General features: G+C 32.0%; 20 protein-coding genes. All 20 read left to right on the plus strand.

The window, feature by feature from the left end:
* Position 1 precedes the first annotated feature (1 nt).
* Complete coding sequence (locus ESZ36_RS08560) at positions 2 to 1513, plus strand: hypothetical protein (protein WP_146786360.1); 1512 nt, start codon at positions 2 to 4, stop codon at positions 1511 to 1513.
* Between the two features lie 4 nt (positions 1514 to 1517).
* Positions 1518 to 3104 (plus strand): nuclease-related domain-containing DEAD/DEAH box helicase, encoded by a 1587-nt coding sequence (locus ESZ36_RS08565; RefSeq protein WP_146786363.1) that lies wholly within the window; start codon positions 1518 to 1520, stop codon positions 3102 to 3104.
* A 47-nt stretch (positions 3105 to 3151) separates the two neighbouring features.
* Positions 3152 to 4132, plus strand: a complete 981-nt coding sequence (locus tag ESZ36_RS08570) for a competence protein CoiA family protein (RefSeq protein ID WP_146786366.1) — start codon at positions 3152 to 3154, stop codon at positions 4130 to 4132.
* Positions 4133 to 4189: 57 nt separating this feature from the next.
* Positions 4190 to 6886, plus strand: a complete 2697-nt coding sequence (locus tag ESZ36_RS08575) for a CHAT domain-containing protein (protein WP_146786369.1) — start codon at positions 4190 to 4192, stop codon at positions 6884 to 6886.
* Positions 6883 to 7812 (plus strand): hypothetical protein, encoded by a 930-nt coding sequence (locus tag ESZ36_RS08580; RefSeq protein ID WP_146786372.1) that lies wholly within the window; start codon positions 6883 to 6885, stop codon positions 7810 to 7812. The genes ESZ36_RS08575 and ESZ36_RS08580 overlap by 4 nt, the downstream gene beginning before the upstream one ends.
* Positions 7809 to 8399 (plus strand): hypothetical protein, encoded by a 591-nt coding sequence (locus ESZ36_RS08585; RefSeq protein ID WP_146786375.1) that lies wholly within the window; start codon positions 7809 to 7811, stop codon positions 8397 to 8399. Before ESZ36_RS08580 ends, ESZ36_RS08585 begins: the two co-directional genes overlap by 4 nt.
* Positions 8400 to 8836: 437 nt before the next feature.
* Positions 8837 to 9784 (plus strand): viperin family antiviral radical SAM protein, encoded by a 948-nt coding sequence (locus ESZ36_RS08590; RefSeq protein WP_146786378.1) that lies wholly within the window; start codon positions 8837 to 8839, stop codon positions 9782 to 9784.
* Positions 9785 to 9869: 85 nt separating this feature from the next.
* Complete coding sequence (locus ESZ36_RS08595; RefSeq protein WP_146786381.1) at positions 9870 to 11285, plus strand: DUF4145 domain-containing protein; 1416 nt, start codon at positions 9870 to 9872, stop codon at positions 11283 to 11285.
* A 635-nt stretch (positions 11286 to 11920) separates the two neighbouring features.
* On the plus strand, positions 11921 to 12286 hold the full coding sequence (locus tag ESZ36_RS08600; protein WP_146786384.1) for a hypothetical protein: 366 nt from the start codon (positions 11921 to 11923) through the stop codon (positions 12284 to 12286).
* Positions 12287 to 12294: 8 nt separating this feature from the next.
* Positions 12295 to 12849 (plus strand): hypothetical protein, encoded by a 555-nt coding sequence (locus ESZ36_RS08605; RefSeq protein ID WP_146786387.1) that lies wholly within the window; start codon positions 12295 to 12297, stop codon positions 12847 to 12849.
* Positions 12836 to 13066 (plus strand): ABC-three component system middle component 6, encoded by a 231-nt coding sequence (locus ESZ36_RS08610; protein WP_146786390.1) that lies wholly within the window; start codon positions 12836 to 12838, stop codon positions 13064 to 13066. The genes ESZ36_RS08605 and ESZ36_RS08610 overlap by 14 nt, the downstream gene beginning before the upstream one ends.
* A complete protein-coding gene (locus ESZ36_RS08615; RefSeq protein WP_146786393.1) occupies positions 13053 to 14747 on the plus strand; it encodes a DUF2326 domain-containing protein in 1695 nt (564 codons plus the stop codon). The genes ESZ36_RS08610 and ESZ36_RS08615 overlap by 14 nt, the downstream gene beginning before the upstream one ends.
* A gap of 158 nt (positions 14748 to 14905) precedes the next feature.
* Positions 14906 to 15442, plus strand: coding sequence for a glycine-rich domain-containing protein (locus ESZ36_RS08620; protein WP_146786397.1), 537 nt, complete (start codon positions 14906 to 14908; stop codon positions 15440 to 15442).
* Positions 15442 to 16272, plus strand: coding sequence for a TauD/TfdA family dioxygenase (locus tag ESZ36_RS08625; protein WP_146786400.1), 831 nt, complete (start codon positions 15442 to 15444; stop codon positions 16270 to 16272). Before ESZ36_RS08620 ends, ESZ36_RS08625 begins: the two co-directional genes overlap by 1 nt.
* A gap of 2 nt (positions 16273 to 16274) precedes the next feature.
* Positions 16275 to 16943, plus strand: a complete 669-nt coding sequence (locus tag ESZ36_RS08630; RefSeq protein WP_146786402.1) for a class I SAM-dependent methyltransferase — start codon at positions 16275 to 16277, stop codon at positions 16941 to 16943.
* 7 nt (positions 16944 to 16950) lie between these two features.
* A complete protein-coding gene (locus ESZ36_RS08635) occupies positions 16951 to 20529 on the plus strand; it encodes an ATP-binding cassette domain-containing protein (RefSeq protein ID WP_146786405.1) in 3579 nt (1192 codons plus the stop codon).
* 7 nt (positions 20530 to 20536) lie between these two features.
* A complete protein-coding gene (locus ESZ36_RS08640) occupies positions 20537 to 21160 on the plus strand; it encodes a protein kinase domain-containing protein (RefSeq protein WP_170235809.1) in 624 nt (207 codons plus the stop codon).
* Positions 21161 to 21754: 594 nt separating this feature from the next.
* Positions 21755 to 22213: a division/cell wall cluster transcriptional repressor MraZ gene (mraZ, locus tag ESZ36_RS08645; protein WP_011045203.1), complete on the plus strand. Its 459-nt coding sequence runs from the start codon at positions 21755 to 21757 to the stop codon at positions 22211 to 22213.
* A 71-nt stretch (positions 22214 to 22284) separates the two neighbouring features.
* A complete protein-coding gene (rsmH, locus tag ESZ36_RS08650; protein WP_146786411.1) occupies positions 22285 to 23235 on the plus strand; it encodes a 16S rRNA (cytosine(1402)-N(4))-methyltransferase RsmH in 951 nt (316 codons plus the stop codon).
* A 2-nt stretch (positions 23236 to 23237) separates the two neighbouring features.
* Positions 23238 to 23546: a cell division protein FtsL gene (gene ftsL / locus ESZ36_RS08655; protein ID WP_146786414.1), complete on the plus strand. Its 309-nt coding sequence runs from the start codon at positions 23238 to 23240 to the stop codon at positions 23544 to 23546.
* The last annotated feature ends 86 nt before the right edge of the window (positions 23547 to 23632 follow it).

Consider the following 23632-nt stretch of genomic DNA (forward strand, 5'->3'; position numbering starts at 1 on the left):
TATGGCGATTACAGCTAAAGCAACCTGGTTACTCCCGACTAATACTGAAAACTTACAGATGGTGCTTGCTCAAGGTTTAATTACCGATGCTAGTGGATTTTTGGGTAGTTACTACAAAGACGTTCTCAATGAATGCCCTGGATATATTTCACTGTTTAAGAGTGAGGTTCCTGGCTCGGCCCTTAAATTATCTAAGAGTGAAGATGATGGTTTGATTAGCTGTATTATTAAGATAAATTTAAAAGATATAACCCTTGGTGATTGTATCCATACTAGGTGTGATATTGACGATAGTTTTAACAGTGAAAATGTAAGTCCCAAAGAATCAAATAATGTTCCAATTCCTTCACTTCAAGGTAAAAAAACAGATGAGTTGGATTATGAAAGTATATTAATTCAGGCTCCATTACCATTAACTTGTATAGAAGAAGTAATTTTTTCGTGCAAAGCTGATTTAGATGAATTCAAAGACTCGTCTTCAAATGTCGGTAACGTTTCAACTAAAATATTGAAGTGTAAGGTTGATAAGAAAGCGTTCCAAAACACCACAGCAGGTAGTCATTTATTTCATGATAGTTTCTCTAACCTTGGGCACAATCCAATTGAGTATAACAAGGCTTATTCGTTTGGTGGGTTAGCTTCACTTTCATTTTATTTTTCAAAAAATGGAGAAGAGTCGGCTAATTTATTTAATTCTATTAGCAAATTTACAGAAGATGAAAGTCAGTCTTTAGAGTACAAATGGATTTACGAGTACTTTTTTTCAAACGAAAAAAGCAAGCTTGAAAAATGGAATGCCATTCTTGAAATTTTGAATGATTATAAAAAAAGAAGTGACATTGAGTATAAAAATAAAATTATAGAGTTTTTAAATTCAACAGCAGACACTCAACCTATTGCTGAGTTTTTAACTGACTACCATCGTTCAAAAATAGAAAAGTCTGATACTCAAATTATTGATGAATACATAGAACAATATAAGAAAGAGCCAAAGGTATTCAAAATTCGGTTTTTCTTATTCATGTTGTTTTACAAAGACAGTATTGAAAAGCTTATAAAATATACACATGTTGGGTTTAGAGAAGAAGACTATGTTTTATTAGGTATGTTATTTGGCATGAATAATAGCTTTATAGGCTTGCCAAAATGGTTAGTTGAATATGAGAATTTACATATTTATATTTCAACACTTATGGCGAATTATGCTCATAAACAAGCCAATACAGGATTGCATTTTAAAGAACCACCTAAGCCATTATTGCTAACAGAAATGCTTTCGCCTAAAAAACTTGGATTTATAGCGTGGTTTGGTAAGAATTTTGATGCGAACAATTGCTTTAAAACAGTAATGCCTAACAAGGTGTTTCAGTGTGATAAAGGGAAGAGTACATACGAAGGAATTGTTGTTCCTGAATGTCAGATTGTAAATATTCCGTTTTTTAAAACTATGTCGTCTGTTGTGTTAGACGATAAGGATTACAGCCGGATATGTAAGGAATATAAGGGTAAGTAATCAGATGGAAATAATCCCTAACTCCCCTTATGAAACTAACAGTAAAGCAGAGCTACGTGTCTTCAAAAAGCTCAAAGAAGCATATGTAAATGATTTTTCATATGCAGCCCTTCATTCACTCAATATAACAAACCATCAATTCAAAAAATTTGGTGAAGCAGATTTTGTTATTATTTCTAAATTTGGTGTTTTTGTCTTAGAAGTCAAAGGAGGGGGGATTGAATATGTTGATGGTCGGTGGTCAACTAGAAATAATCAAGGAAGTCATGTTATTCAAGATCCATTTAGACAAGCTGAAACAGCGATGCACGCCATTAAGGACGCTATTGTAAACTCTAATCAATTCCCACTCTCTTTAAATAAAAGCTTGCCCATTGGGTACGGTGTTATTTTTCCTGATACTGAATGGACACATAAAGGCTCTGAATGGGAACGGAAGATTATTTGTGACGGTAGAAATTTTCGTAATCTTGAAAACTGGCTTAAAAACTTCTTTCATTACTGGCAGGGTAGACCTAGAAATAATACTTTGCTCTCAACAGACGATATTTCTAAATTAAAACAATTTTTGAGACCTAACTTTGAATTAGTTGAATCACTATATTCAAGACTTGAACGATCTGAAAGGTCAGTGGTTAAGCTAACAGAAGATCAATATAAGTATCTTGATATTGTTAGCGCTAATAAACAAGTCTTGTGTTCAGGTGGAGCTGGTACAGGAAAAACTTTTTTAGCAGCAGAGCTTGCTCGTAGATTTAGTAATGAAAATAGGTCGGTTGCAATTGTTTGTAAATCTAACTGGCTGCGAAGATATTTAGAGACCAGAATTGAAGATGAAAATGTGGTTATCTCCACTATTGAAAGCATTAAAGTAGATAAAAAAAGAGCAGGTATAGATTCTTTCGATATTCTAATACTTGATGAGGGACAGGATTTTTTAAATTCTGAAGATATAGAGTTACTTGAAGATGTATTCGAAGGCGGCTTTGAGCATGGTGAGTGGTATATTTTTCATGATATAAATAATCAATCAGGTTTGTTCAGCCCAACTAAATACGAAGTATTAGCATACTTAGAGAGCTTTAAGCCTGCGAAAGTTCCTCTAACAACTAATTGCCGAAATACACTGAACATATTGTCATCAATTCAAATAAAACTTCAGGCCAATATGGGAATTAAAGGTACAGGAATAGGGCCAGAAGTTGAAGAGTGTACTGTACATCATTCTGAATTATCATTAGCTTTAGAAAATAAAATCTCTGAATTACTAAGTAAAGGAGTAACGCCTGAGTCTATAACGATCTTATCTCCGCTTTCATACGAACGGTCGTCAATTTCATCTTTAACGAAAAAGTTACAAAATTCAATAATTAAATTAGATGATTATTCTGTGAGAACTTTTCCTCCTAAAGGAATCAGCTTTGCTGAAATTAAAAACTTCAAAGGCTTAGAAAACGAAGTTATTATTGTTGTGGATCTTATGAAACCAGAAGATTTAAAAGATAATGATAGTAAAACACTACATTATGTAGCGATGAGTAGAGCTAGAGGACTCTTGTCTCTCATATGGAATGATAGTATTAGTCAGTAACTTGAGTACGTTTAGGTAAGATAAATCAGTACAGGGAATATTAATGAATGGAAAGCTTAAAAGTACCTTATGGGTTAGACCATCAAGGTAAATTGGTTGTTGCTGATAACGCTTTGAAAAGTGATATATATAAATGCCCTTCATGTAATGCTGAGCTTGTTTTACGCTCAGGTGAAATAAGGACTAAGCATTTTTCTCATCCAACGTCTTCAAACTGTGGAACGGAGTCTATATTACATATTACAGCTAAAAAACTGATTGAGGATACAATAAATGCAAATGCATTAGGTAAGTCATCAATTGCTTTGAAAAGTACGTGTGATAATTGCTGTAAAGAATTTAATCTAAACATACCCATGAAAACCTTTACAGGTTCCAGGCAAGAAGTAAGAGTTTCTGAATATATTTGTGATGTTGTTGGATTCAGAGGTGATGAGATCGCTATTGCTATAGAGATACTTAATACACATAAAGTCGATCAAAAGAAGGCTGAAAATCTCAATGTTTATTGGGTGGAGCTGAAAGCTGAGGATGTGTTAATCAACCCTAATGAATGGGCACCTGTTCAAAAACATCTGAAAGCGTCATTTTGCCGAAGTTGTAAAGACCGTTTTAAGCATATTAATACTTTGTGTGATAGCTGGGATATAGATCGGATCTTATATTCTGTCATTAAGAAATCTGATTTGAGCATGTATGTTGCTGATACTGAAACTTGCTTTAAATGCAAAGAAGAAGTCCCTGTTTTTTGGTGGAAAGGGGTTCCTTTTTGTCAATCAGAGCCTCCGTATCCTCGACCATCTAGCGTCAAATATCGTAATTCGAAGCAATATGGTGGCTCTTACTGGGCGAATACTTGTGTGAATTGTAATGTGGTTCAAGGTGATAACTTTTTGTATCTATTTGATAATGCTCCTTTCAAAGGCATGCCGATGGCTACTGTAATAAAAAAGAAAGAGATGGTAAAAATAGTAACGGGTAAATCTGCTACTTCTGAATTTATGAAAGTGATAAATAGAAATTTTTAGATTAACCAAAGCCGAAGTCATGCAAATATTGTTGTAAGAAAGGAATCTTTAAAGATTATGAAAGATAGAAAACTTATTGAGTATCTAGATAAAAAATTTGTTGCCGAAACAAGAAGAATAAATCCTCGTTATGTTGAATTCAATAACAAAGCAATTGAATTAACAGGTAAAGCTAAAAATGCAAAACAACTTGCTGAAGCTGAGAAGTGCTTCAAAAAAGCATTACAATTAACGGATAAAAACCTCTATATGAAAGCATCTGCTCATCATGAGTTAGGGGTTTTTTATTTTACTCATTTTTCTCGTTTGCCTGGTGGACCTAAAAAAAATCTAAGGTTGGCGGAAACTTTTTTTAATCGAGCTATTAATAGTAACGAACGTAAAAAATTCCGTGATAGTTACGCATCGAGTTTATCTCAATTAGCGGCCACTTACCGCAGAGCTGCACAAGAGCCTTTGTGGCACCAATCTCCAAAAGAATGTTTAGAGATAGCTGAAAAATTGCATAAAGAAGCGTTAGGTTTGTTGTCTGCATCATTACCTAATTTTATACGTTTAAACCAATCGGCAATTATTCATTTTAATTTGGCCAATGTACTATTTGATGTAGGGCGGATAGTTGATGCGTGTAATGCTCAATTTCAAGCTTTTGAATACTATCTTGCTGCAATTAATGCTGCGCCAGATCAGATTTTTGTTTCGAAAATGAGACTAAAGCCAGTACAAATATTCCCTATTACTTTCGCTAAGCTTAAGCATTTTTCAAATAAACCAGAGCATAAAAAGCTATGTGAATACATTATGGAAATATCGCCCAGTTTTGGAGTTTCTCCACATATACTGTTGAATACTAATCCAATAGCGGATATTAGTAACCCACTTGTCGAAATACGCCATCTAGTTAATCAAGCATCAAGTAAAAACTCTCTTGAAAGTGCAAGGGTATTGATGAAAAAATTGTCTGAATTAATGGAATTGAGGCGTTCAACAAGTACAGATCAAGAAGCTGATAGAGTTGGAGTGCTCATACAGCAAGTGTGTTCTGGATTATCAAGGATACTCTCAAGTAACCATGAGGGGTTAAGGGCATTTTCGGAGCTAGAAAATGTAAGTGCAATGAGGTTTTGTGAAAGTTCTAATAACCACTGGTTTTTACCTGAAAGCAAAGTTGTTAATGCTTTAAAAGAAACTCAGGGCCAAGTAGGATCATCTTATTATGGCTTAAATGAACTGGCATTAATTTTTAATGGCGGGAAGTTGGATAAAATTAAAAAACATCTTAAAGAATCCGCTATTTCATTAAAAAATCAAATAGAATTCAATGACTTTAAAGCTATTAATCTTGTATTTGACGATGAAAAATATGCCAGAATTATAGATGATTCAAGTAAAAGTAATAAACCAATAGATTTTTTGAATAAAGTTGCAGAGTTATGTTTGAAAGATTTTATAAAGATTGGTTCTTATATCGATCAGTTAGACCCCATTTATTATCAACAACGGCTTAAAACATCTTTTATTAAAGAAAGTGATATTGAAGTTGCTCTAAGAAGTCATCCAGGTTTGACCTTAGTTAAAATTGATATTGAAGACTATTATAATAACGTTCTCATATTAGTAGCATATATTGAGAATAATAAAGTAATCGTTAACTCAGTATTAATAGAGCTTCCAGACCAACTTGTTAATAACATAGCTGACATTGTAACTAATGGAAGCAAAACTATTGAGCAATGGCCATTAGATTTTATTGATTGGCGAAAAGTACTTCCTAAATGTTGTCATAAAGTTGGTTTATTACCTTCATTTTTTGCCTCTCATATTCCTTGGGTAGCTACAGGTGTTTCAGGTAGTCGATTAGTTGACCTAGTAGAAGAGGTAAACTGGTTACCTTCAATTATGTACCTCAATATGGAAACTAAGTACTTTCAATCTAAAGGTGATGATTTTAATGTAATGGGAGGGGGGACTTTATTTGATGATTTAGCTGATATAGAGCATCAAACTAATATCAATCTACTCAATAAAAATGAGATCGTTAATCTAATCAATAATGCTAATGTGTTTAGTTATTATGGTCATTGCGAACATCGTTATCCTGATAGACCAACCCTATTACTCCAAGACAATGCTATTAAAGATGTAGAATTGAGAACTGCTGTAAGAGGTGCAAATCGAATTGAGTTATGGGCATGCCAAAGCGGTAGCAACATACCACTTCATGTTTTAGCAAGTAATGTTAACGAAGCGTTTGGTATGGATATGAGAATGCTTGAGTGGGGTGCTAAAACAGCTATCGGTACATTATGGGCCGTTCCTGAAATGGTTACTGCACATATTAAAAAATATTATCAAACATTGTTGAGTAATGGTATCTCTGCTTCAGTAGCTTTGCTTAGCTCTCAGCGCTGGTGGGTTAACCAAGGGGCTGATGAAGTAATTAATGCTATTAAGGTTAATGGAAAGATTCGCTATCTAAACTCTATTGGTTATAGCGGATTAAATCATGAATTCGCTGATACTATAATGGGACCTGTGTTGTCTTCTAAAGCCGAATTGAAGTCTGATGAGCTAGTGGAGCTAGCTGCAACTTTTAAGCATCCTTTATCATGGGCAGGAATACGTTTTTGTGGAGTAAGCACTGTTAAAAGTACTTTTATAGAAAAAGATAAGATAGAGCTTAATGAAACTGAAAAAATAAAATTGAATCAGCTAATTAATGAAATGAATTTAGAATCAGGCTTTATTGTATGAATGTAAAAAACCTTCCAATAGAAGATTGGTCACAAGAAGGACGTGAAAAGTATATTAAAAAGAACAGAATAAGCGTAGAGCTTACGCTTGCTCAATCTTTGGAATATTTTAAAGAAGATGTTATTACAGATGCTTTTGGAAGTCAGGAGAAAGCAGTTGTTAAAATAATAGAACTGTTCGTTTCATCAAGGTTCTCATTAGAGAAAGTAATGTATAAAGACTTAAAACTCTTCACACAATTAAAATTCTGGGTGAACTTTAAAACAGCAGGGAATGTTACAACTTCCTCTAAAATAGTAAGCAGTGAAGCTTGTAAGCATAATCAAGAAAAAGTGATGAATACAGACTTGTTATGTCTTGAGAAAATGTCAAATGTACTCCCTAAATTTAATCAGCGTGTTGCTGCGGATGTTATTACTTACTGGTTAAAAGCTAATAAAAAGTTATTAAATGAATTAGCATCAAAGGAAGCAATTGATTGGATGTCTGTGTTTTCTGAAATAGAAAATAGCGTCTCTAATACGCAAGAGACCCGTTATAAAGTAGATGCAGCATTTAGATTCTTATTTCTTTATTTAGGAGTGGATAAACAAAAGGATATAGCAATATTTTATGAAAAAAAATACCTGACTAAAGGCAATAATAAGCCGCAATATGTTTCAATGGATCGAGAAACTCATAAAAATAAGCATCTAGTACGATTAACCATAAAAAAAATTATTGATAGCTTTTCTCAAATTCATAAAACGAGTGACGATTCAGATATTTTAACACTCTCATTATTGAAAGTTATTGCTAAGAAAGCTGTTCTTGATGTTTATGAGGTTAACTCGAATAACCCTGATAAAAATGTTATTGAAGAGTATAGCCGGAAGCTAAAGAGCTTTAATAAGCATCCATCTTTTCTTAAAGAGGAGGCGTTATGATAATAAATAAACTGACTTTGGATGAATTAGTTCAAGGGCATGAGAGTGATTCTGATACTTGGCAGTTACTACTTAAAGATAGTGATAGAGAAGAAGTTTGGGATGAAGCTGTTAAAAAGCGTGAGCAACTCAACCTATTTTGTCTTTTTGCTGGTCAATGGCCAAATTTGGCTAGAACATATAAAAAAATTCATTCATCCATCAGAAAGAGTAATGATTCACCTGAGATAAAATTATTTGAAGTTACTCATCCTAGTGAACCGTTCCAAGTTGCTTTAGGTAACACTGAGTCCTCTACAATGGATTCTGATATGTTATCGCTTGATATCCATTGGGGTGAACAACAAATAATTGAACTAGAAGAAGTGAAATCAATCAAATTTTCTGTTGATACGTGTATGTCCATTCATTACTCGTATGGTGAACATACCGGGTGGATCACGACAGACGACTCATGGGATTTTCATCCTTCGGAAGGAGCTGTGCTGTTAACATTTATCGATGGGATTCGAAATGAACATGAGGAATATTATTCTATAACCCAAAATGCTAAGTCTATTTCGACAATAGTTTTATTACCTAAATAAAAAAGCGAAAAAAAATAAGCTGAGCTGCGTATAGGAGTACCAATAACAAAAAGGTATTTCTAAATGTTCAGTAAAAATAACAAATCACCTTCGAATTATACCCCTCATAATTCGATCAAGCTAAAACCTACCTTATGTAAATTTCAGCCGTCAACATGGTTGAGCCTACCTAAATATTATCAAAAAACAGTCAAAAGTTTAGTAAAACATATTGCCGAGGGTAAGCCATATTTGTGCCTTGGAGATATAAAGGTTAAATGCAATAGCTTACTTATTCGCTTTCGTTTGGGCCGAAATCATCGTCTATTTTACTTCGCAGAAATTGTCATCATGAATTTTTCTTATTTACCAGGGAAGATTACGAAAAGTACTTTCATCGAATCTATTAATTATTTATCTGATTATCAATTTATGAAATAAAAATAAGGAAAGAAACGATGAAAAATATAGAAAGAACAATTAATGAGACCTATACGCCTAGTGAGTTAGTCATTAACTGGCATATAACCGAAGCCTGTAATTATAACTGTACTTACTGTTTTGCTAAGTGGGGAAAACCTAATGAATTACATCGTTCATTAGAGGCCATTGAAAAGCTATTAGATAACTTAGCGGACTACTTCATTAAAGGAAACTCATCACTGAAGCAAAAGCTTGGCTATGAAAATGTTCGTCTTAATATTGCTGGCGGTGAGCCAATGATGTTGGGCAGTACTTTTTCAATTGTTTTGATGTTAGCGAAACAAAAAGGTTTTAAAACGTCAATTATCACTAACGGCCACTATCTGCTAAATAGTAAATTCGACCTTCCTAATAATGTATTGGATATGGTTGGGATTAGTTTTGATAGTCAACGTTATGATGTTAGGTGTGAGATAGGAAGAGTAGATAGAAAAGGGAACTCATTAAGCTCTGATGATTTGAAATTTGCATTAAAAAAGTTATCAAGTACACAAAAAGGCATAAAAACTAAGATTAACACTGTTGTTAATAAGCTTAACTGGCAGGAGAATTTCTCTAGTTTAATTTCAGAAATAAAGCCTTATAAATGGAAAATATTACATGTCATGCCATATGGAGAAGATGAGCTTCTTATTTCCAAGGAACAATTTAACTACTTCGTGAATATGCATAGTAACGCAGGATTACCTATTTTTGCTGAATCTAATTCTGCCATGACGGAGTCTTACTTAATGATTGACCCTAAAGGGCGCTTTTATCAGAACTCATCAAGTGGCCCTGGTTATAAATATAGTGAATGTATAAATGATATAGGGGCCGAAGTAGCATTAAAACAAATTAACTTTAACCATGCAGTTTTCATAGCTCGTTATTTTCCGATTGAATCAATAGCAATATTGGAAAATAAAGTGGTAGCTTCATGAAAACCATTACGGTTAGAAAATCAGTTTCATTAAATTTATGTCGGATTAATAGCTGTGTCATTACAGTAACCAATGGAGAAGTAAAATGAATAAAGGAATGACAGATTTAGAGCTGGTTTTAAATTTTGGTAACTTGGTATCGAAAACATATGGGACTGCGGTTAAGTTTATAGAGTTAAATCCTGATCATTCACTTGTTGAATTCAGAAGTTTAGCAACTTTACTTTGTAACCATATCTTAGATAAAGCAAATGAAGATTTTCAACATTGGACTCTAGAGGAGAAAATAGATCTATTATTCGACAGTCAGCTAATAACATCGTCTGCGAGGAGAAATTTACACCAAATCAGAAAACTTGGTAATTCATCTGCTCATAAACACGATCTTATTTCTGCGAAGGACGAGAAATCATTTATTAAACTATCAAGAGAAAACCAAATACAAGAATCCAATGAGGCAAGAAGCTTAATTATTGATGTGTTATCTGACTTATATGTGTTTTGGTTAAAAAAAGGATCTTTACCTAAAATAATTCAAATTGAAAATAAATCTGAAAGTTATAAAGAGCTTTTATTAGAAGGAGCAATATCGACTGATTATCAAGCAAAGTACTTAGCTGGAATAGTGTATAAATCTCTGGCTGAAGAATATGACCGGACTCTGCCATTAATGGCTGATGATGATTCTGAAACTAAATTAATACTGCTTTATGAGTGTGCGATGGCTCACTTTAAAGCAGCATATAAATTAAGTATAAATATAGGATTTAATTTATCCTCAGCCATAGAGAAAGAAGCTTTATATTTCAAATACTGTGATCTGAACTATTTGTATGAGTATGGTTCAATTGTTTATTCTGGATATTTAGGTGAGGATAAAATTTCAATAGGTATTGAGTTGCTCACCATCGCAGCTAAAAGAGGTTTTGGCAGAGCACAAGCAGACCTAGCTTGTTATATTTATGATAAAGGTGATGATTACCTATTAGCAAAAAAGTATGCTGAGGAAGCGGTAAAACAGGATGTTATAGAAGGTAATCGTTTATTATTTCATTATTTTTCTGAAGGGAAAGCGATTAAGACAAACATTAAACTTGCTCTAATGCACATAGACAAGGCTATTAAAACAGGGTGCCCACAGGCATCATGGGATCTTGGGAGAGCTTATTTCGATTCTGATCATATAGAGCAAGATTTCGAAAAATCTAAAATTTATTTATTAAAAGCAATTGAGCAGGGGCATAAGCAAGCTTATCTTTTTTATGAATTTAATTTCAACAACTTGGCTGAAAAAATGGCATCAGGTCTAAAACGCTTTGGAGAGGAAATAATCTCTTCTCTTGAGTCACACATACCACAAAAACAAGTCCCTGTTAGAAGTAAAAAGATAAAGCCAAATGAAAAGTGTGAGTGTGGAAGTGAGAAAAAATACAAAAAATGTCATGGCTCTCCTGCTATGACATTGAAAGTTATAGAGGAAATACGAAAAGGTAACTATTAAAGTAGAATTCTTATTTATAGGTGATTTTAAAGAGGATTATAGCGTTAACTGAAAGTGAAGGATGGCATGAGTATTTATCAGAGCCAGCATGGGTTAATCCCCCTTACTCATTGAATATACATTGGAATTTTTATGCTCTGATGTTCATATCAATATTATTGGAATTAATTAAAGGAGAAAACTTAGCAATAAATATTACTACCTCCAAGAATTGTGTGAACAAAAACATGCTATGAGATCCGCTTTATCTAAAATGCCATCCGTATTATATTTTGAATTAGTTAAGCGAATTGACGTTGGTATAATGGAAAAAAACAACAAAAATGAGCTGTTGTTATGTTTAGAAATCATCTTTGATTTAAGGACTATTTTAGACAAAGAAGAGGATGAATATAATGCTAGTTTTGATTAAAATCATTTAATCAGATATTTAGTTCATCTCATAAATATGAGGTGAACTGTATTAGCTGAAAATTAAGGGCTGCTTCTAAATATAAAGCTGCCCATTTTTAATGAATAGTCCAATATAATACGTATTAATCATTATTTGTTGTATTTTCTGATATAGTGATTTTTATTTAACCTTGTTTTTCTTCAATAAAAACATTGCTATAAATTATTTAAAAGGAATTTTCATGGATAGCGTTATTGTTTTTTTCTCAACTCCTGAAGGAGTTGCACTTTGTAGTCTCGTTACTATTGCCAGTTTGATTTTTGGATTTTTACAAAAATCTAAAGTCATAAAAATATCAAATAAAATCGACTCTAAAAATAATATTATTACAATATTAGAAGCTAAAAATATTAAACTCACTCAAGATATTACATCGACTTCCGATTCTAATAATGAGTTAAAACTTATTAACTCTAGATTAACTGCAACAGTAAATAATTTAGAAAAGGGTGATTTAAGCCAAAATGAACAGTCAGTTAACCAACACGGTAAAAATAACATTAATAATGGAAATATTAGTGGTGATTTTAACCTTGAGTTATCTTGAGCAAATGTATGATTAAAAATCTAGTAAATGTTGGGACAGTTGGAAGGGATATTATTCTTACTGAATCAGCAGAACAGAAAGTTGATTCGGTAGTGAATTCTTTGCTTACAGAAATTTCATTAACTCCCATTAAAATTGATTTTAGAAAAAGAAGTGTGCCAGCAGATGTTGTTATTAAGGTCGATTATAATAATTTACAGTCTCAACGCTTTATTTTAAGTCAATATCAAGCATATTCAGCCTCCATTGAAACCTCTTACGAAAGTATTGATAAAAACATTATAAATGGGAAAGCAAAAGTTTTTATGATGTTAGATGATCTATATTTCAAAGCGTTATCTGATATAGGGCTTGATCCTGTTTTTGGTGATGTGGACATTGAGCTTATACGTGAACATGCTGATAATATAATAGTAAAGATAATAAAAGGACTTAAAGACTTCTGCTACAAGTCTTCTAATACACCGAGCGATAAAGAATCTGTTGAAATTGGTGTTAATGTGATTGTCGCACACGCATTTGTTGAGTGTCGAATCTTGGAGAATCCGAATGCTACCCTATAATGGCTGTCATCCCGAAATTAATGTGTTGTTCATTGGAGGCTACATATTAAAAACGCTTGAACAACAGCAAAGTATCAATATCGAGTTATTATTCAAAAAGGGAAGTAATGAGTTAAAAGTATCAACCGATCATTTGATACTTGCTCTTGACTGGTTATACGTTATTTCAGCTATTAACTATAAAAAGAATGAGATTACACTTAATGAAGTTAAATAATTTTTTACTTGAAATTGATGGTAAAACAATTCGTGATATTAAATTTGAAGATAACCTTAATATCATAATTAATGATAAAAATTTATCTATGTCAGGAAATAGTGTTGGGAAATCCACTCTTGGTCGTGTACTAGATTACCTTTTTAATGGTTCAATCAAAGATATATATGTTGATCGAGATAATGATTCAACGAATAAGGAAATTGAAAACCTATTTAATAAACAGAAGGTGTACGCTTCACTAACTTATAGTGGTTTAGATGGTTTACCTAGTACGATTAAAAGACAGTTAAGCATTGAAAAAAACTCCAAAAATTACTTTATCAATGGAGTACCAAAATCATCGAAAGAATACATTTCACATATAATGAAGACCATTTTTAATATTGTTTCAAATAAACCTACTATTCGCAAAGTAGCTCCTAAATTTTTTAGGACAAACCAGTATCGTATGTTGCATAACACTAAACTACTTGATGAATATAGTAAAAGTAGTAAAAGTGATTTTAGTATAGTTATGTTGTATCTATTTGGTTTTGAAAAAACCTCATTATTAACAGAAAAGCATGAGTTGAATCTAAAAATAAAAAAGTACGAGAAACAAACGCAAGTGCTTGGTTCAATAATAAAAGATGATAAAATTAAAGGTGCAATTACTGAAATTAAAAGAAAGATAGCAATACTTGAAAAAGAAGTCTTATCGACAGATAAAGGCGTTGATAAACTTGTACTTGTGTCTGAAATTAATGAAATTGATGATAAAGAGAATAAGCATATTGATTCACTCATAAACCTTGATGTTAAAATCAAAAATGTGCAGCGTACAAATAAAATTTTAAACAATGATGATAGAACTTATCTCGTGTCTGAATTACAACGTATATATGAATACGCCTCCGTCAGTATTGATTCAGTAATACGTGATTATGATGATTCATTAGAATTTCATAAGCAATTAATCGAAACAAAAAAAGAATTTCTATCTTCGGGATTACCAGCTTTAGAGAAGATAAAGAGGGAAACTGAACTAGAAGTGCAACAATTGCGAAGTAATAAAAGTTCTCTCTACTCACAAATTAGCTCAAAACAAAATATAAATGAACTATCTGCAACAGTTAAAGAAATTGGTGTTTTGACTAAAGAACTTATCAATAATACAGCGATAATTGATAAACAAGAAGCTACTGATTTAAACCTTGGACAGACTACTGATTTATTAATAGAACTGTTAGTCAAACTAGCTAGCCAATTAAAATGTGTAAATGATTTTGAGTCAAAATTTATTGAGAACTTTAAGATATACACAAATGAATTTTATGGTGTGGAGTACAATTTCAGTCTCAATTTAGATGATGAAAAAGGTGAATGTGATCCTAGCGTAGACGAAACGGAATCAAACAATGAAGGGGGGTTAAAACGTTTAGAAATCATTTCTTTTGATTTGGCTTACATTAAAACTATTAGTGATATGGAAGCAAATAGACCTTCCTTTGTTGTTCACGACTCTATAGATGATATAGACAATGAGCTAATCGTGAAAATGTTTGAAATATCTCAAAGCCTATCAGGTCAGCAAATAGTGTCGGTATTAGCAGATAAACTATCTGCTGAACAATATAAAAAATACAAACCATTTATGATTCTAGAACTTAGCCAAAGTAATAAATTTTTTAAAATTTAAACTATCAGATGAAATGTATTTAATTAACATATAATATCTAAGAATATAGCCACTTGCTATTGATAAAATTCCGCTTTAGCAATCTATTATGTTTGTATGGAAGGATTTTTATAATCAACTGGTTAAATACCATTTAAACTTTATTTAAAGGAATATATATGAGTCTTGTTTATAGTCAAAAGTGTGTAATGAAGTTTAAGTCCGATTCTCGTGAAGAAATTAATGTGAGTATTACTGATTCAAGTTTTGTTGAGCAATCAGCTATTGATACTATTATGAAAAGGGTGGATACACTGGATTTTGTTCCACACGGTTATAAGTTACAAAAAGAACATAATTGGAGTGAAAGTAAGATAAATTATACAATTAATTTGTATAAAGAGTGGTTAGTTCTTCAAGTGCTGTACGAAGATCTATCATTTGCTCCTAGTGAGTTAGTTGATGAGTTTTGGCATATTCATATTTTGGATACTCGCAAATATATGAATGATTGTAATTCAATAAAAGGTGAATTCATCCATCATTACCCCTATTTTGGTTTAACAGATCAAGAGAATGAAACTGTTCTTGAATCAGGCTTTCAATTAACTAAAAAGCTTTATTTATATCATTTTGGGCATTGCGAACTTGGTTTTAAAGGTGAAATGTCTGCTTCATGTGGCTGTCGTTCAGGCAATGGCGGTAGTTGTCGTTAATGACAATTTTAAAATTATCAAAATTGTTTCAAGATAATCAACAAATTAACTTGAAGCAATTAGACACGAAAGATGAATATAGAGATTATATTAAAAACAATAAAAGTTTTACAAATCTAATTAGCTCTATCAAGACTATATTGAAAGAAGATAAATATATTATTGTAAGAGGGTTAGTAAGTGATTCAGATAAATTTTTTGAGGTCTTTGTTGAAGAGTTTGGACTTTTTTATGGGGCTGTAGAAAAAACAGGAATTAAAATTGACTGTGATTACACTGGCTGTAATCGAAAAGCCCTTGGCTTGCATAATGATGATGCCATTGATATTAAGAACCAACCAAAGTTTGGTTTTATACAAGTAACCAATCCCGATCCTGTCCTCCATGTAATGAACGGAATTGTTATAATCAGTGAATTAGTAAACAAACTTAAGTATGAAAATCCAGACTTGTTAAAGTCGCTTCTTAATAACCCAGTCCCAATGCTTTCATATGGCGTTAATTATGTTGATAAGAATAATGACGAAATTGTAATTAACGAGCCTGTTCTATATAAAAAAAATAATGAATACCACGTTCGATTTGATGATAGTCGAATTGGACATTTTTATTACAAAAATAAATTAGCTCAAAGCTCTAATGAACTTGACATGATAGAGAAATTTATCAAAGTGTCTCATAGTATAAAACATGAGTTTCATCTAGAGTGTGGTGATATTCTGATTCATGATAATTTAACTACTTTACATGACCGTAGTGAGTGTTCTATCGAAATTAATTTTGATGGAAGTTTTAACACACGGGAAATCAGGGCATGTTTTGCTAGGTAATTATGAAAGTATATGATGTTGATAGACAAATACAAAATGAAAGTAATTTTCCATTTTGGTTTTCCATACTAAAAGAAGCAGATGAAGTATTAGACATCAGTAAAGTGAAGTCTGTTATGGATTTTGGTTGTGGGAATGGAATGTTTAGTCAATTAGTTAATTGTAAATATCCCCATTTGAATATCTATGGGGTGGAAATAGACCCTAGTTTGGTAGAATTTTGTAACCAGAATAACCAAATTTCAACTATTAATTTCATACATTATAATGAGATGACATTAATAAAAAAAATAGATGTCGTCTTTTCTCAAGAAGTTGTTTATACGCAAAAATCAATTAATATGCATGCTAAAGAAATATTCAACGTGTTGAATGACGGAGGATATTATATTTTCACTATAGGGTGCCATATAGACAATCCAACTTGGCCGAAAAGAAGAGATAAGATAAGGGCGAGTGAAAAATATTTCGCTTTTGATTATTCATTAAAAGATATTGCAGATGCTTTTTTTAATGTAGGTTTTAGAGTGACTATTAAAAGATTACCTCTTCATGTGCCAATAAAATATGTTCCAAATGATAATGGTGAATTCGATAATATAGTTGATATGCTAAATTCATGCGAAGAACAAAAAACTTTATTTGTAATGTTAAAACCAAAATATAAATAGAGATATTATGGCTAATAAAGATAACGACATTATTATATTGGGAGCAACAGAAAATAATTTAAAAAATATAAATGTTCGAATTCCATTAAATAAAATAACTTGTATTACAGGGAAAAGTGGTTCAGGTAAATCCTCTTTAGTTGATGGAATTATTTCTAGGGAAGCTACTCGATTAAAAAAAATAACTAGTGGCATTGCTTCCGAGTATGATCTTTTAGTGAGACCAAGTTTTAAAGATATTCATAATTTACCCAATTGTATTTCGGTCAAACAAGAATGTGTCATTAGAACTGAAAGTTCTAATGTAGCTACTTACTCTGGTTTAAATAATTATTTTAGAAAACTTTTCGTTGATAAAGGTCATATCATTTGTGCTTGTGGTGAAGAAGTTGATAACACCGTTTCAAGTAATCAAGTCGAGTCGATAGTTTATAAATTATTAGATGACAGGGTTTATGATTTTTACTCTTTAATTATCAAAAATAAAAAAATTGAAATTGATAAAATTAAAAAATTTGCCATTTTACATAATGTAGAGTATTTCCAAGTAGATGGAAAAAATAAAAAAATAGATTTAAAATCTCTTGGTAAGTTAGACAAATTCAAAAATTTCACAGTCAAAGCTTATATTGGTTCTGTTGATAAAACGAACCTATCAATGCTAAACCTCTATAAGTTCCCTATAAATACTATAGAAGTTTATAACTCTGCATCTTGTGTCCTTAACTTTTCATATCAGACCTTTTGTAGTGCTTGTTACCTAGAGTACCAAACTAAATCTATTTCCTTATTTACACGTAAGAACTTAAGTAAATTGTCGGGGTGTTGTCTCTATTGTGCAGGGAAAGGAGTGGGGAAATCATTCAACTTGGAAACATTAATCAATAAACGTGTATCAGTTGTTGATTTTAGTTTTTTAAATATACCTCATAACGGTAAATCATATAAATATATAAATTTACAAAATACATATATTAAAAAATTCATTGTTGCTAATTCTATTGATAACGAAGTTGAATTTGAATTTTTATCTGAGAATAATAAAATTCAATTTTTAGATTTTTTAAGTGAAAAATTAATAAAGTATATTGACCATCCAAAAGTTCAAGAATTTGTTATAGAGAACGAATGTAAAAAATGTAATGGTAGTGGATTTAATAGAAAAGCTACATCAGTATTCTATAGAAATACCAATATTTCCCAGCTTCTCAAGCTAACAATAATAGAAGCATTATCTTTTTTTAATAATTATGGTATTGATTTAACAATAAAAGCATTACATAAGCTTTCTTTAGGTCATTTAAGTTTAGATCGAAAAACGACTACTTTAAGTGGTGGTGAATTACAAAGATTAAAGTTAGTTGATGTATTAGCGAGAGAAGCTGATTCGTATTTGTTGATTATAGATGAACCCTCTATTGGGCTGCATAGGGATGATTTACAGAGTCTTCTGAAGGTATTTAAAGGCATTGTAAAAGAACAAAACACTTTGTTAATAATTGATCATAGCCCCTATGTTATAAGTCAATCTGATAATATTATTGAAATTGGCCCCAGTTCTGGTGCTAAAGGTGGATATATTGTAAGTGGTGATAATAATAATGATCTTTTGGAAAAAATTGATTTGTGTAGGAATAAAGATAATGAGAACACCATATCTTTTGATAATATAAATTATAATAATATTATTGAACAGAGCATTACTTTACCTCTAAATAGGCTTACATGTTTAGTTGGTGTTTCGGGGAGTGGGAAGTCATCTTTAGCTTCATACATTAGCAAAAAAGGTAATGAAAGTTTCAATGAAGTAATAACATTGAACCAATTTGGAGTTAGTAAAAATAAGAGATCCACAATAGCCACCTATATTGGGCTATCGGATGAATTGAGGGAGCTTTATGCGCTCACTACCAAAGCAAAGCTTTTAGACTTATCTAAAAGTGAATTTACTCCAAACAGTGCATTAGGGGCATGTGAAGTTTGTAATGGTGATGGAAAGCTCAATGACGTTGTTTGTTCTGGGTGCGATGGGAAAAAATTAAATCCTTACATTTTATCAATTCTGCTTGATGGTTTAAATATTTATGAGTTAAATAATATACCGATTAATGAATTAAAAGAGTTTGCACCTACAGTTTTTTCGAGTGTGAAAATTTGCCAATCCATTCAAATTCTTAATGACTTGGGGTTAAGTCATTTAACTTTTGGGACTGGAATACCAAATATTAGTGGTGGTGAAGCTCAAAGAATAAAATTGGCAAAGTACCTATTGGGAAATAGTCATTCTATTTTGAATGATGAACAGCATAATTTATTTATTTTAGATGAGCCGAGTCAAGGGTTAAATCCTGAAGATTCGTTTAATGTTTTTAAAATAATAGATAATATATTAAGTTCGAACAATACAGTTTTAATAATAGAGCACAATGATGTATTAATAAAAAATTCTGATTACATCATAGAACTAGGACCTAAAGCTGGAAATCTTGGTGGGGTTGTAAGCTTCTGTGGATCAACGAATGACTTTTTTCAACAAAATGAAAATCCAGATGAAAGCCTAGATGAAAGCCTAGATGAAGTCATTGATTCGGACGAGTTATATGCTTCTGCGGTGTTAAATAACACTGTTGACACATCATACTTTACACAATTAGATGAGTATTATTCTAAATTCAAAGTTATAAGTCCTGATGTTAATGTACTTAATTTTGATTTTAAAGTTGATTCTTATAATTACTATAAAGGTAATCACCCCAATAACGATTTGTTTTTTAACCCTTTTTGTTTTCAGTTTCAAAAATCTTCACTTGTATCATATGATGATATACAGAATGTTTTTTATCAGCTAAAAAAGTTTGGGATAACACATGTCGAGGTCGATGGTTTAAATATAGAAGTAGATAAGGCTCAATTTCATGTAGATAATACAAATTGTTGGAATGTAATAGTTAAGTCACATACTTTTGAACAAGCGTTTGAGTTGGGGAATGGTTGGATAATTTTAAAAACACCATTAAATTTATTGCACTTAACAACTTCTTTATTATCTATTGAGAATAAAGTAGTTGGTGTAAGGAAGATAACCAAGCAAAGCTTTAATTTATATTATAACAAATGTTCAACTTGTAATGGAAAGGGAAATATTAATTTTTCAGATCTGCTTATAAGAAGCTCTAAAGAAAATGTTTTAGATGTTGCCTTCTATCACGAATTATTTGCTAAAGTAGTACAAGAAAAATTACTAAAAAAGTTAAAATTAATATTCTTAACTTTTAAGGAACAAAAATTATTCAACTTTAACAAACCTTTTGACCAATTCACAAGCTTAGAACTTAGTATTTTTCATTACGGTTTACCTAGCCATAAGTTCTTGAAAAAAAATGGACGGAAATCAGCTAAAAGCGATTTTATTCAGTGGACTGGTATGACTGACTTTCTTATTAATAATATGAAACATTTTACAAATGACATGAAAAAATCGTTTGAAAAGTCCTTACAAATTAAAAATTGTCCTGCTTGTTTAGGAAATAAATATAGTAATGAATTTAATTACTATTTAACTGAATTACATAATGATAAGTGCTGAATTAATTATGAGTGATAATTGTGAGTTTGACTTTTCAGATGTTGATTGTGATTTTCAAACTAAATTTGCAAAGTTTTATAAAGTCCATAATAACGATGGAAATACATCAATTATCAAGGTTTTTAAAAAAGAGTATTGTGATTTTTTTTCTGAACATAAATATAACCTATTAAAAAATATACGTTCAGAACTAATGATTTCTATTTTGAGTATAAATAACAAAATAAATAACCAGTATGTTGAATATGAGTATTTTGAATCAATGACTTTAAAAGAGTGGCTCCATTCAGATTGCATTATAACGAAATCTTTATTGATTAATGTTATTAAGGATATGGCTGAGATTATTGATAAGTTTCATCAAAACGATTTAGTTCATTTGGATATAGTAGGAAACTTTCTTATTAATACTGATGGTAAAATAAAACTTAATGACTATGATTATGTTGAGGAATTAGGTGGTTCAAAGAAAGGTAGAGTTGATTTACATTCATTTTTTGAACTTGTATATCGAATGATCCTTTTCGTTCATAAGAAAAAATCAACAAGAACAATAAATATTAAATTTAATGATACGAATATTGATCACTCCTCATGTAAGAAATTTATAAGTAGTTTAGATCTTCAATAAATGGAAAACCATTTAACATACCCGAAAGGCCCTATATCGTAGAGCATGGAAACTTTAGGAGATACATATAATAATATCACCTTGAACAAGTCATTCTGATTCGACTATTTTATAACCATTCCCCCAAAGCTTATATTAATTATACGATACTCTATCTGCTGCGCTATCATGATAGTTTTATTCGCAATATACTCACAGTCCAAGTTAATATGCTCGTATTTATTCAACGTTTTTGAAGTAAGATTCTGTTCAGGTAGCAGTTTCACGCTTCTGGGCATCCACCTTTGACACTAAAACCAGCAAAAAATAGACACCATTTAAGTAAAAAAATTATTTTTTTGTCCTTTTCTGGGATTACTTGCCACAAAAGCCCACAATTTCATCTACTTCCTCACAAGCCTTAATTTTACTGGTGTTATAGCCAGTGTATCCATATTCATTTTTCGTTTTCCTCACTTGACAGATCGTTGCTTTTTTCACTAAACTGTAGCAATGTGGAAAAAAGTGGAGAAATGTGGATCTTACCTTGTATTAGATATCACATTATCAATCACTTGTTTATTTATTGTTCAAAAAAGTGAAGTGACAACAGATATGTTTAGAGGCACTAGCGCAATTACGCTTGACAGCAAAAATAGGATCACGATACCTACTAAGTATCGTGAAGAGCTATTTGCTGATTGCCAAGGAAAAATGGTCTGTACGGTTGATATTCAACATCCGTGTTTATTACTTTACCCTCTACCCGAATGGGAAGAAATTGAACTAAAACTGTGTAATTTATCAAGCATGAACCCGCAAGAGCGTTTATTGCAGCAAGTTATTTTAGGTAATGCTAGTGACTGCGAGATGGATAAAAACGGCAGGTTATTAATAAACGGTCCTTTAAGACAACATGCAAGTTTAGAAAAAAATGTCATGCTTGTTGGTCAATTGAAAAAATTTGAAATTTGGCATGACACAGCATGGCAATCGCAAATGCTTCAGGGCATTAGCAAAATACAATCGGGTGAAATTGAATTGACTGAACGCCTACTAGATTTATCACTTTAGTTTTACCAAAGTCACTTTTTAAAAATAAATGCGCTAACACTTTCGCGAACAAAGGTTATAAAAATAATAACATGGAATTAGACACCTCTCATATCTCAGTGCTGCTCAACGAAGCCGTTGATGGCTTAGCAATAACCGGTGACGGTTGCTTTATCGATTGTACTTTCGGTCGAGGCGGGCACTCGTCATTAATTCTTTCTAAGTTATCTGCCAATGGACGCTTAATTGCCATTGATCGTGATCCAACAGCAATTGTTGCGGCTGAAAAATTCAAAGATGACTCTCGTTTTTTGATTGAGCATGAAGGTTTTGCCGCTTTAGCTGAAATTGCAGAAAAGCACCAGTTAACTGGTAAAGTTGATGGCATATTACTTGATCTTGGAGTCTCTTCTCCCCAGCTCGATGAAGCTGAACGTGGTTTTAGCTTTATGAAAGATGGTCCACTTGATATGCGTATGGACACCAGTAAGGGCCAAACAGCAGCAGAATGGCTAGCGGTTGCGGATGTTGAAGACATCACATGGGTATTACGTACTTTTGGTGAGGAAAAGCATGCTTGGCGAATTGCCAATGCGATTGTAGATACTCGAGAAGAATCACCGTTAACCCGAACAAGTCAATTAGCAAAACTCATCAAAACCACAGCTCCCCAAAGAGAAATAAAAAAACATCCAGCAACACGAAGCTTTCAAGCTATTCGTATGTATATCAATAGTGAATTGGACCAAATTGAAAAAGCCCTTGTTGCTTCTCTTGACGTGCTATCAGAAGGCGGACGTCTTGTTGTTATTAGTTTTCACTCACTGGAAGATCGCTTAGTTAAACAGTTTATGAAAAAACATTCACAAGGTAAAAAAGTACCTCGTGGTTTGCCAATTAGTGAAGAAGAATTAAATAAGGGCAAAAAATTCGCGTTAATTGGTCGCAGATTAAAGCCAAGTCCAACGGAAGTTGAAGAAAATGTTCGCTCTCGTAGTTCAGTATTACGTGTTGCAGAGCGTTTAGAAAGAAACACTGATTAGTTATGGCTGCGCGTGCCTTAGTTTTTGATATTTGGCAAGATATTGTCCGTTATAGCGTTACTTATATTTTGTTGTTGTTTGTAGTGATGTCTTCGTTTTCTGTGATTTATTACAGTCATGTCAATCGACAGACAACCAGTGAACTTGAAATCTTATTGTCACAAAAAGATGACTTAAATATTGAATGGCGCAATTTATTATTAGAACAAAGTAGTTTGGCTGAGCACAGCGCAATTGAGAGTAAAGCAAAAAATCTATTGGATATGAAACGTCCTAATGGAAATTCGGAAGTGATTGTCACCTTGGAATAAAAACAGAACATAGGTGTAAGTTACTTGAGAGTACAAGTGCGTAGTTAAAAATATAGAAAAATTTAGTCGGGTTTAAGTCAGATATA

The organism is Colwellia demingiae, from assembly GCF_007954275.1.
Classification (GTDB): domain Bacteria; phylum Pseudomonadota; class Gammaproteobacteria; order Enterobacterales; family Alteromonadaceae; genus Colwellia; species Colwellia demingiae.

What these genes read in the sequence shown, in the direction of transcription:
- ESZ36_RS08640 (WP_170235809.1), top strand. Translation starts at nt 20,537, where the DNA reads ATGAGTGATAATTGTGAGTTTGACTTTTCAGATGTTGATTGTGATTTT.
- ESZ36_RS08575 (WP_146786369.1), top strand. Translation starts at nt 4,190, where the DNA reads ATGAAAGATAGAAAACTTATTGAGTATCTAGATAAAAAATTTGTTGCC.
- ftsL (WP_146786414.1), top strand. Translation starts at nt 23,238, where the DNA reads ATGGCTGCGCGTGCCTTAGTTTTTGATATTTGGCAAGATATTGTCCGT.
- ESZ36_RS08620 (WP_146786397.1), top strand. Translation starts at nt 14,906, where the DNA reads ATGAGTCTTGTTTATAGTCAAAAGTGTGTAATGAAGTTTAAGTCCGAT.
- ESZ36_RS08615 (WP_146786393.1), top strand. Translation starts at nt 13,053, where the DNA reads ATGAAGTTAAATAATTTTTTACTTGAAATTGATGGTAAAACAATTCGT.
- ESZ36_RS08585 (WP_146786375.1), top strand. Translation starts at nt 7,809, where the DNA reads ATGATAATAAATAAACTGACTTTGGATGAATTAGTTCAAGGGCATGAG.
- ESZ36_RS08565 (WP_146786363.1), top strand. Translation starts at nt 1,518, where the DNA reads ATGGAAATAATCCCTAACTCCCCTTATGAAACTAACAGTAAAGCAGAG.
- ESZ36_RS08560 (WP_146786360.1), top strand. Translation starts at nt 2, where the DNA reads ATGGCGATTACAGCTAAAGCAACCTGGTTACTCCCGACTAATACTGAA.
- ESZ36_RS08580 (WP_146786372.1), top strand. Translation starts at nt 6,883, where the DNA reads ATGAATGTAAAAAACCTTCCAATAGAAGATTGGTCACAAGAAGGACGT.
- ESZ36_RS08625 (WP_146786400.1), top strand. Translation starts at nt 15,442, where the DNA reads ATGACAATTTTAAAATTATCAAAATTGTTTCAAGATAATCAACAAATT.
- ESZ36_RS08610 (WP_146786390.1), top strand. Translation starts at nt 12,836, where the DNA reads ATGCTACCCTATAATGGCTGTCATCCCGAAATTAATGTGTTGTTCATT.
- ESZ36_RS08595 (WP_146786381.1), top strand. Translation starts at nt 9,870, where the DNA reads ATGAATAAAGGAATGACAGATTTAGAGCTGGTTTTAAATTTTGGTAAC.
- ESZ36_RS08600 (WP_146786384.1), top strand. Translation starts at nt 11,921, where the DNA reads ATGGATAGCGTTATTGTTTTTTTCTCAACTCCTGAAGGAGTTGCACTT.
- ESZ36_RS08630 (WP_146786402.1), top strand. Translation starts at nt 16,275, where the DNA reads ATGAAAGTATATGATGTTGATAGACAAATACAAAATGAAAGTAATTTT.
- rsmH (WP_146786411.1), top strand. Translation starts at nt 22,285, where the DNA reads ATGGAATTAGACACCTCTCATATCTCAGTGCTGCTCAACGAAGCCGTT.
- ESZ36_RS08605 (WP_146786387.1), top strand. Translation starts at nt 12,295, where the DNA reads ATGATTAAAAATCTAGTAAATGTTGGGACAGTTGGAAGGGATATTATT.
- ESZ36_RS08635 (WP_146786405.1), top strand. Translation starts at nt 16,951, where the DNA reads ATGGCTAATAAAGATAACGACATTATTATATTGGGAGCAACAGAAAAT.
- ESZ36_RS08570 (WP_146786366.1), top strand. Translation starts at nt 3,152, where the DNA reads ATGGAAAGCTTAAAAGTACCTTATGGGTTAGACCATCAAGGTAAATTG.
- mraZ (WP_011045203.1), top strand. Translation starts at nt 21,755, where the DNA reads ATGTTTAGAGGCACTAGCGCAATTACGCTTGACAGCAAAAATAGGATC.
- ESZ36_RS08590 (WP_146786378.1), top strand. Translation starts at nt 8,837, where the DNA reads ATGAAAAATATAGAAAGAACAATTAATGAGACCTATACGCCTAGTGAG.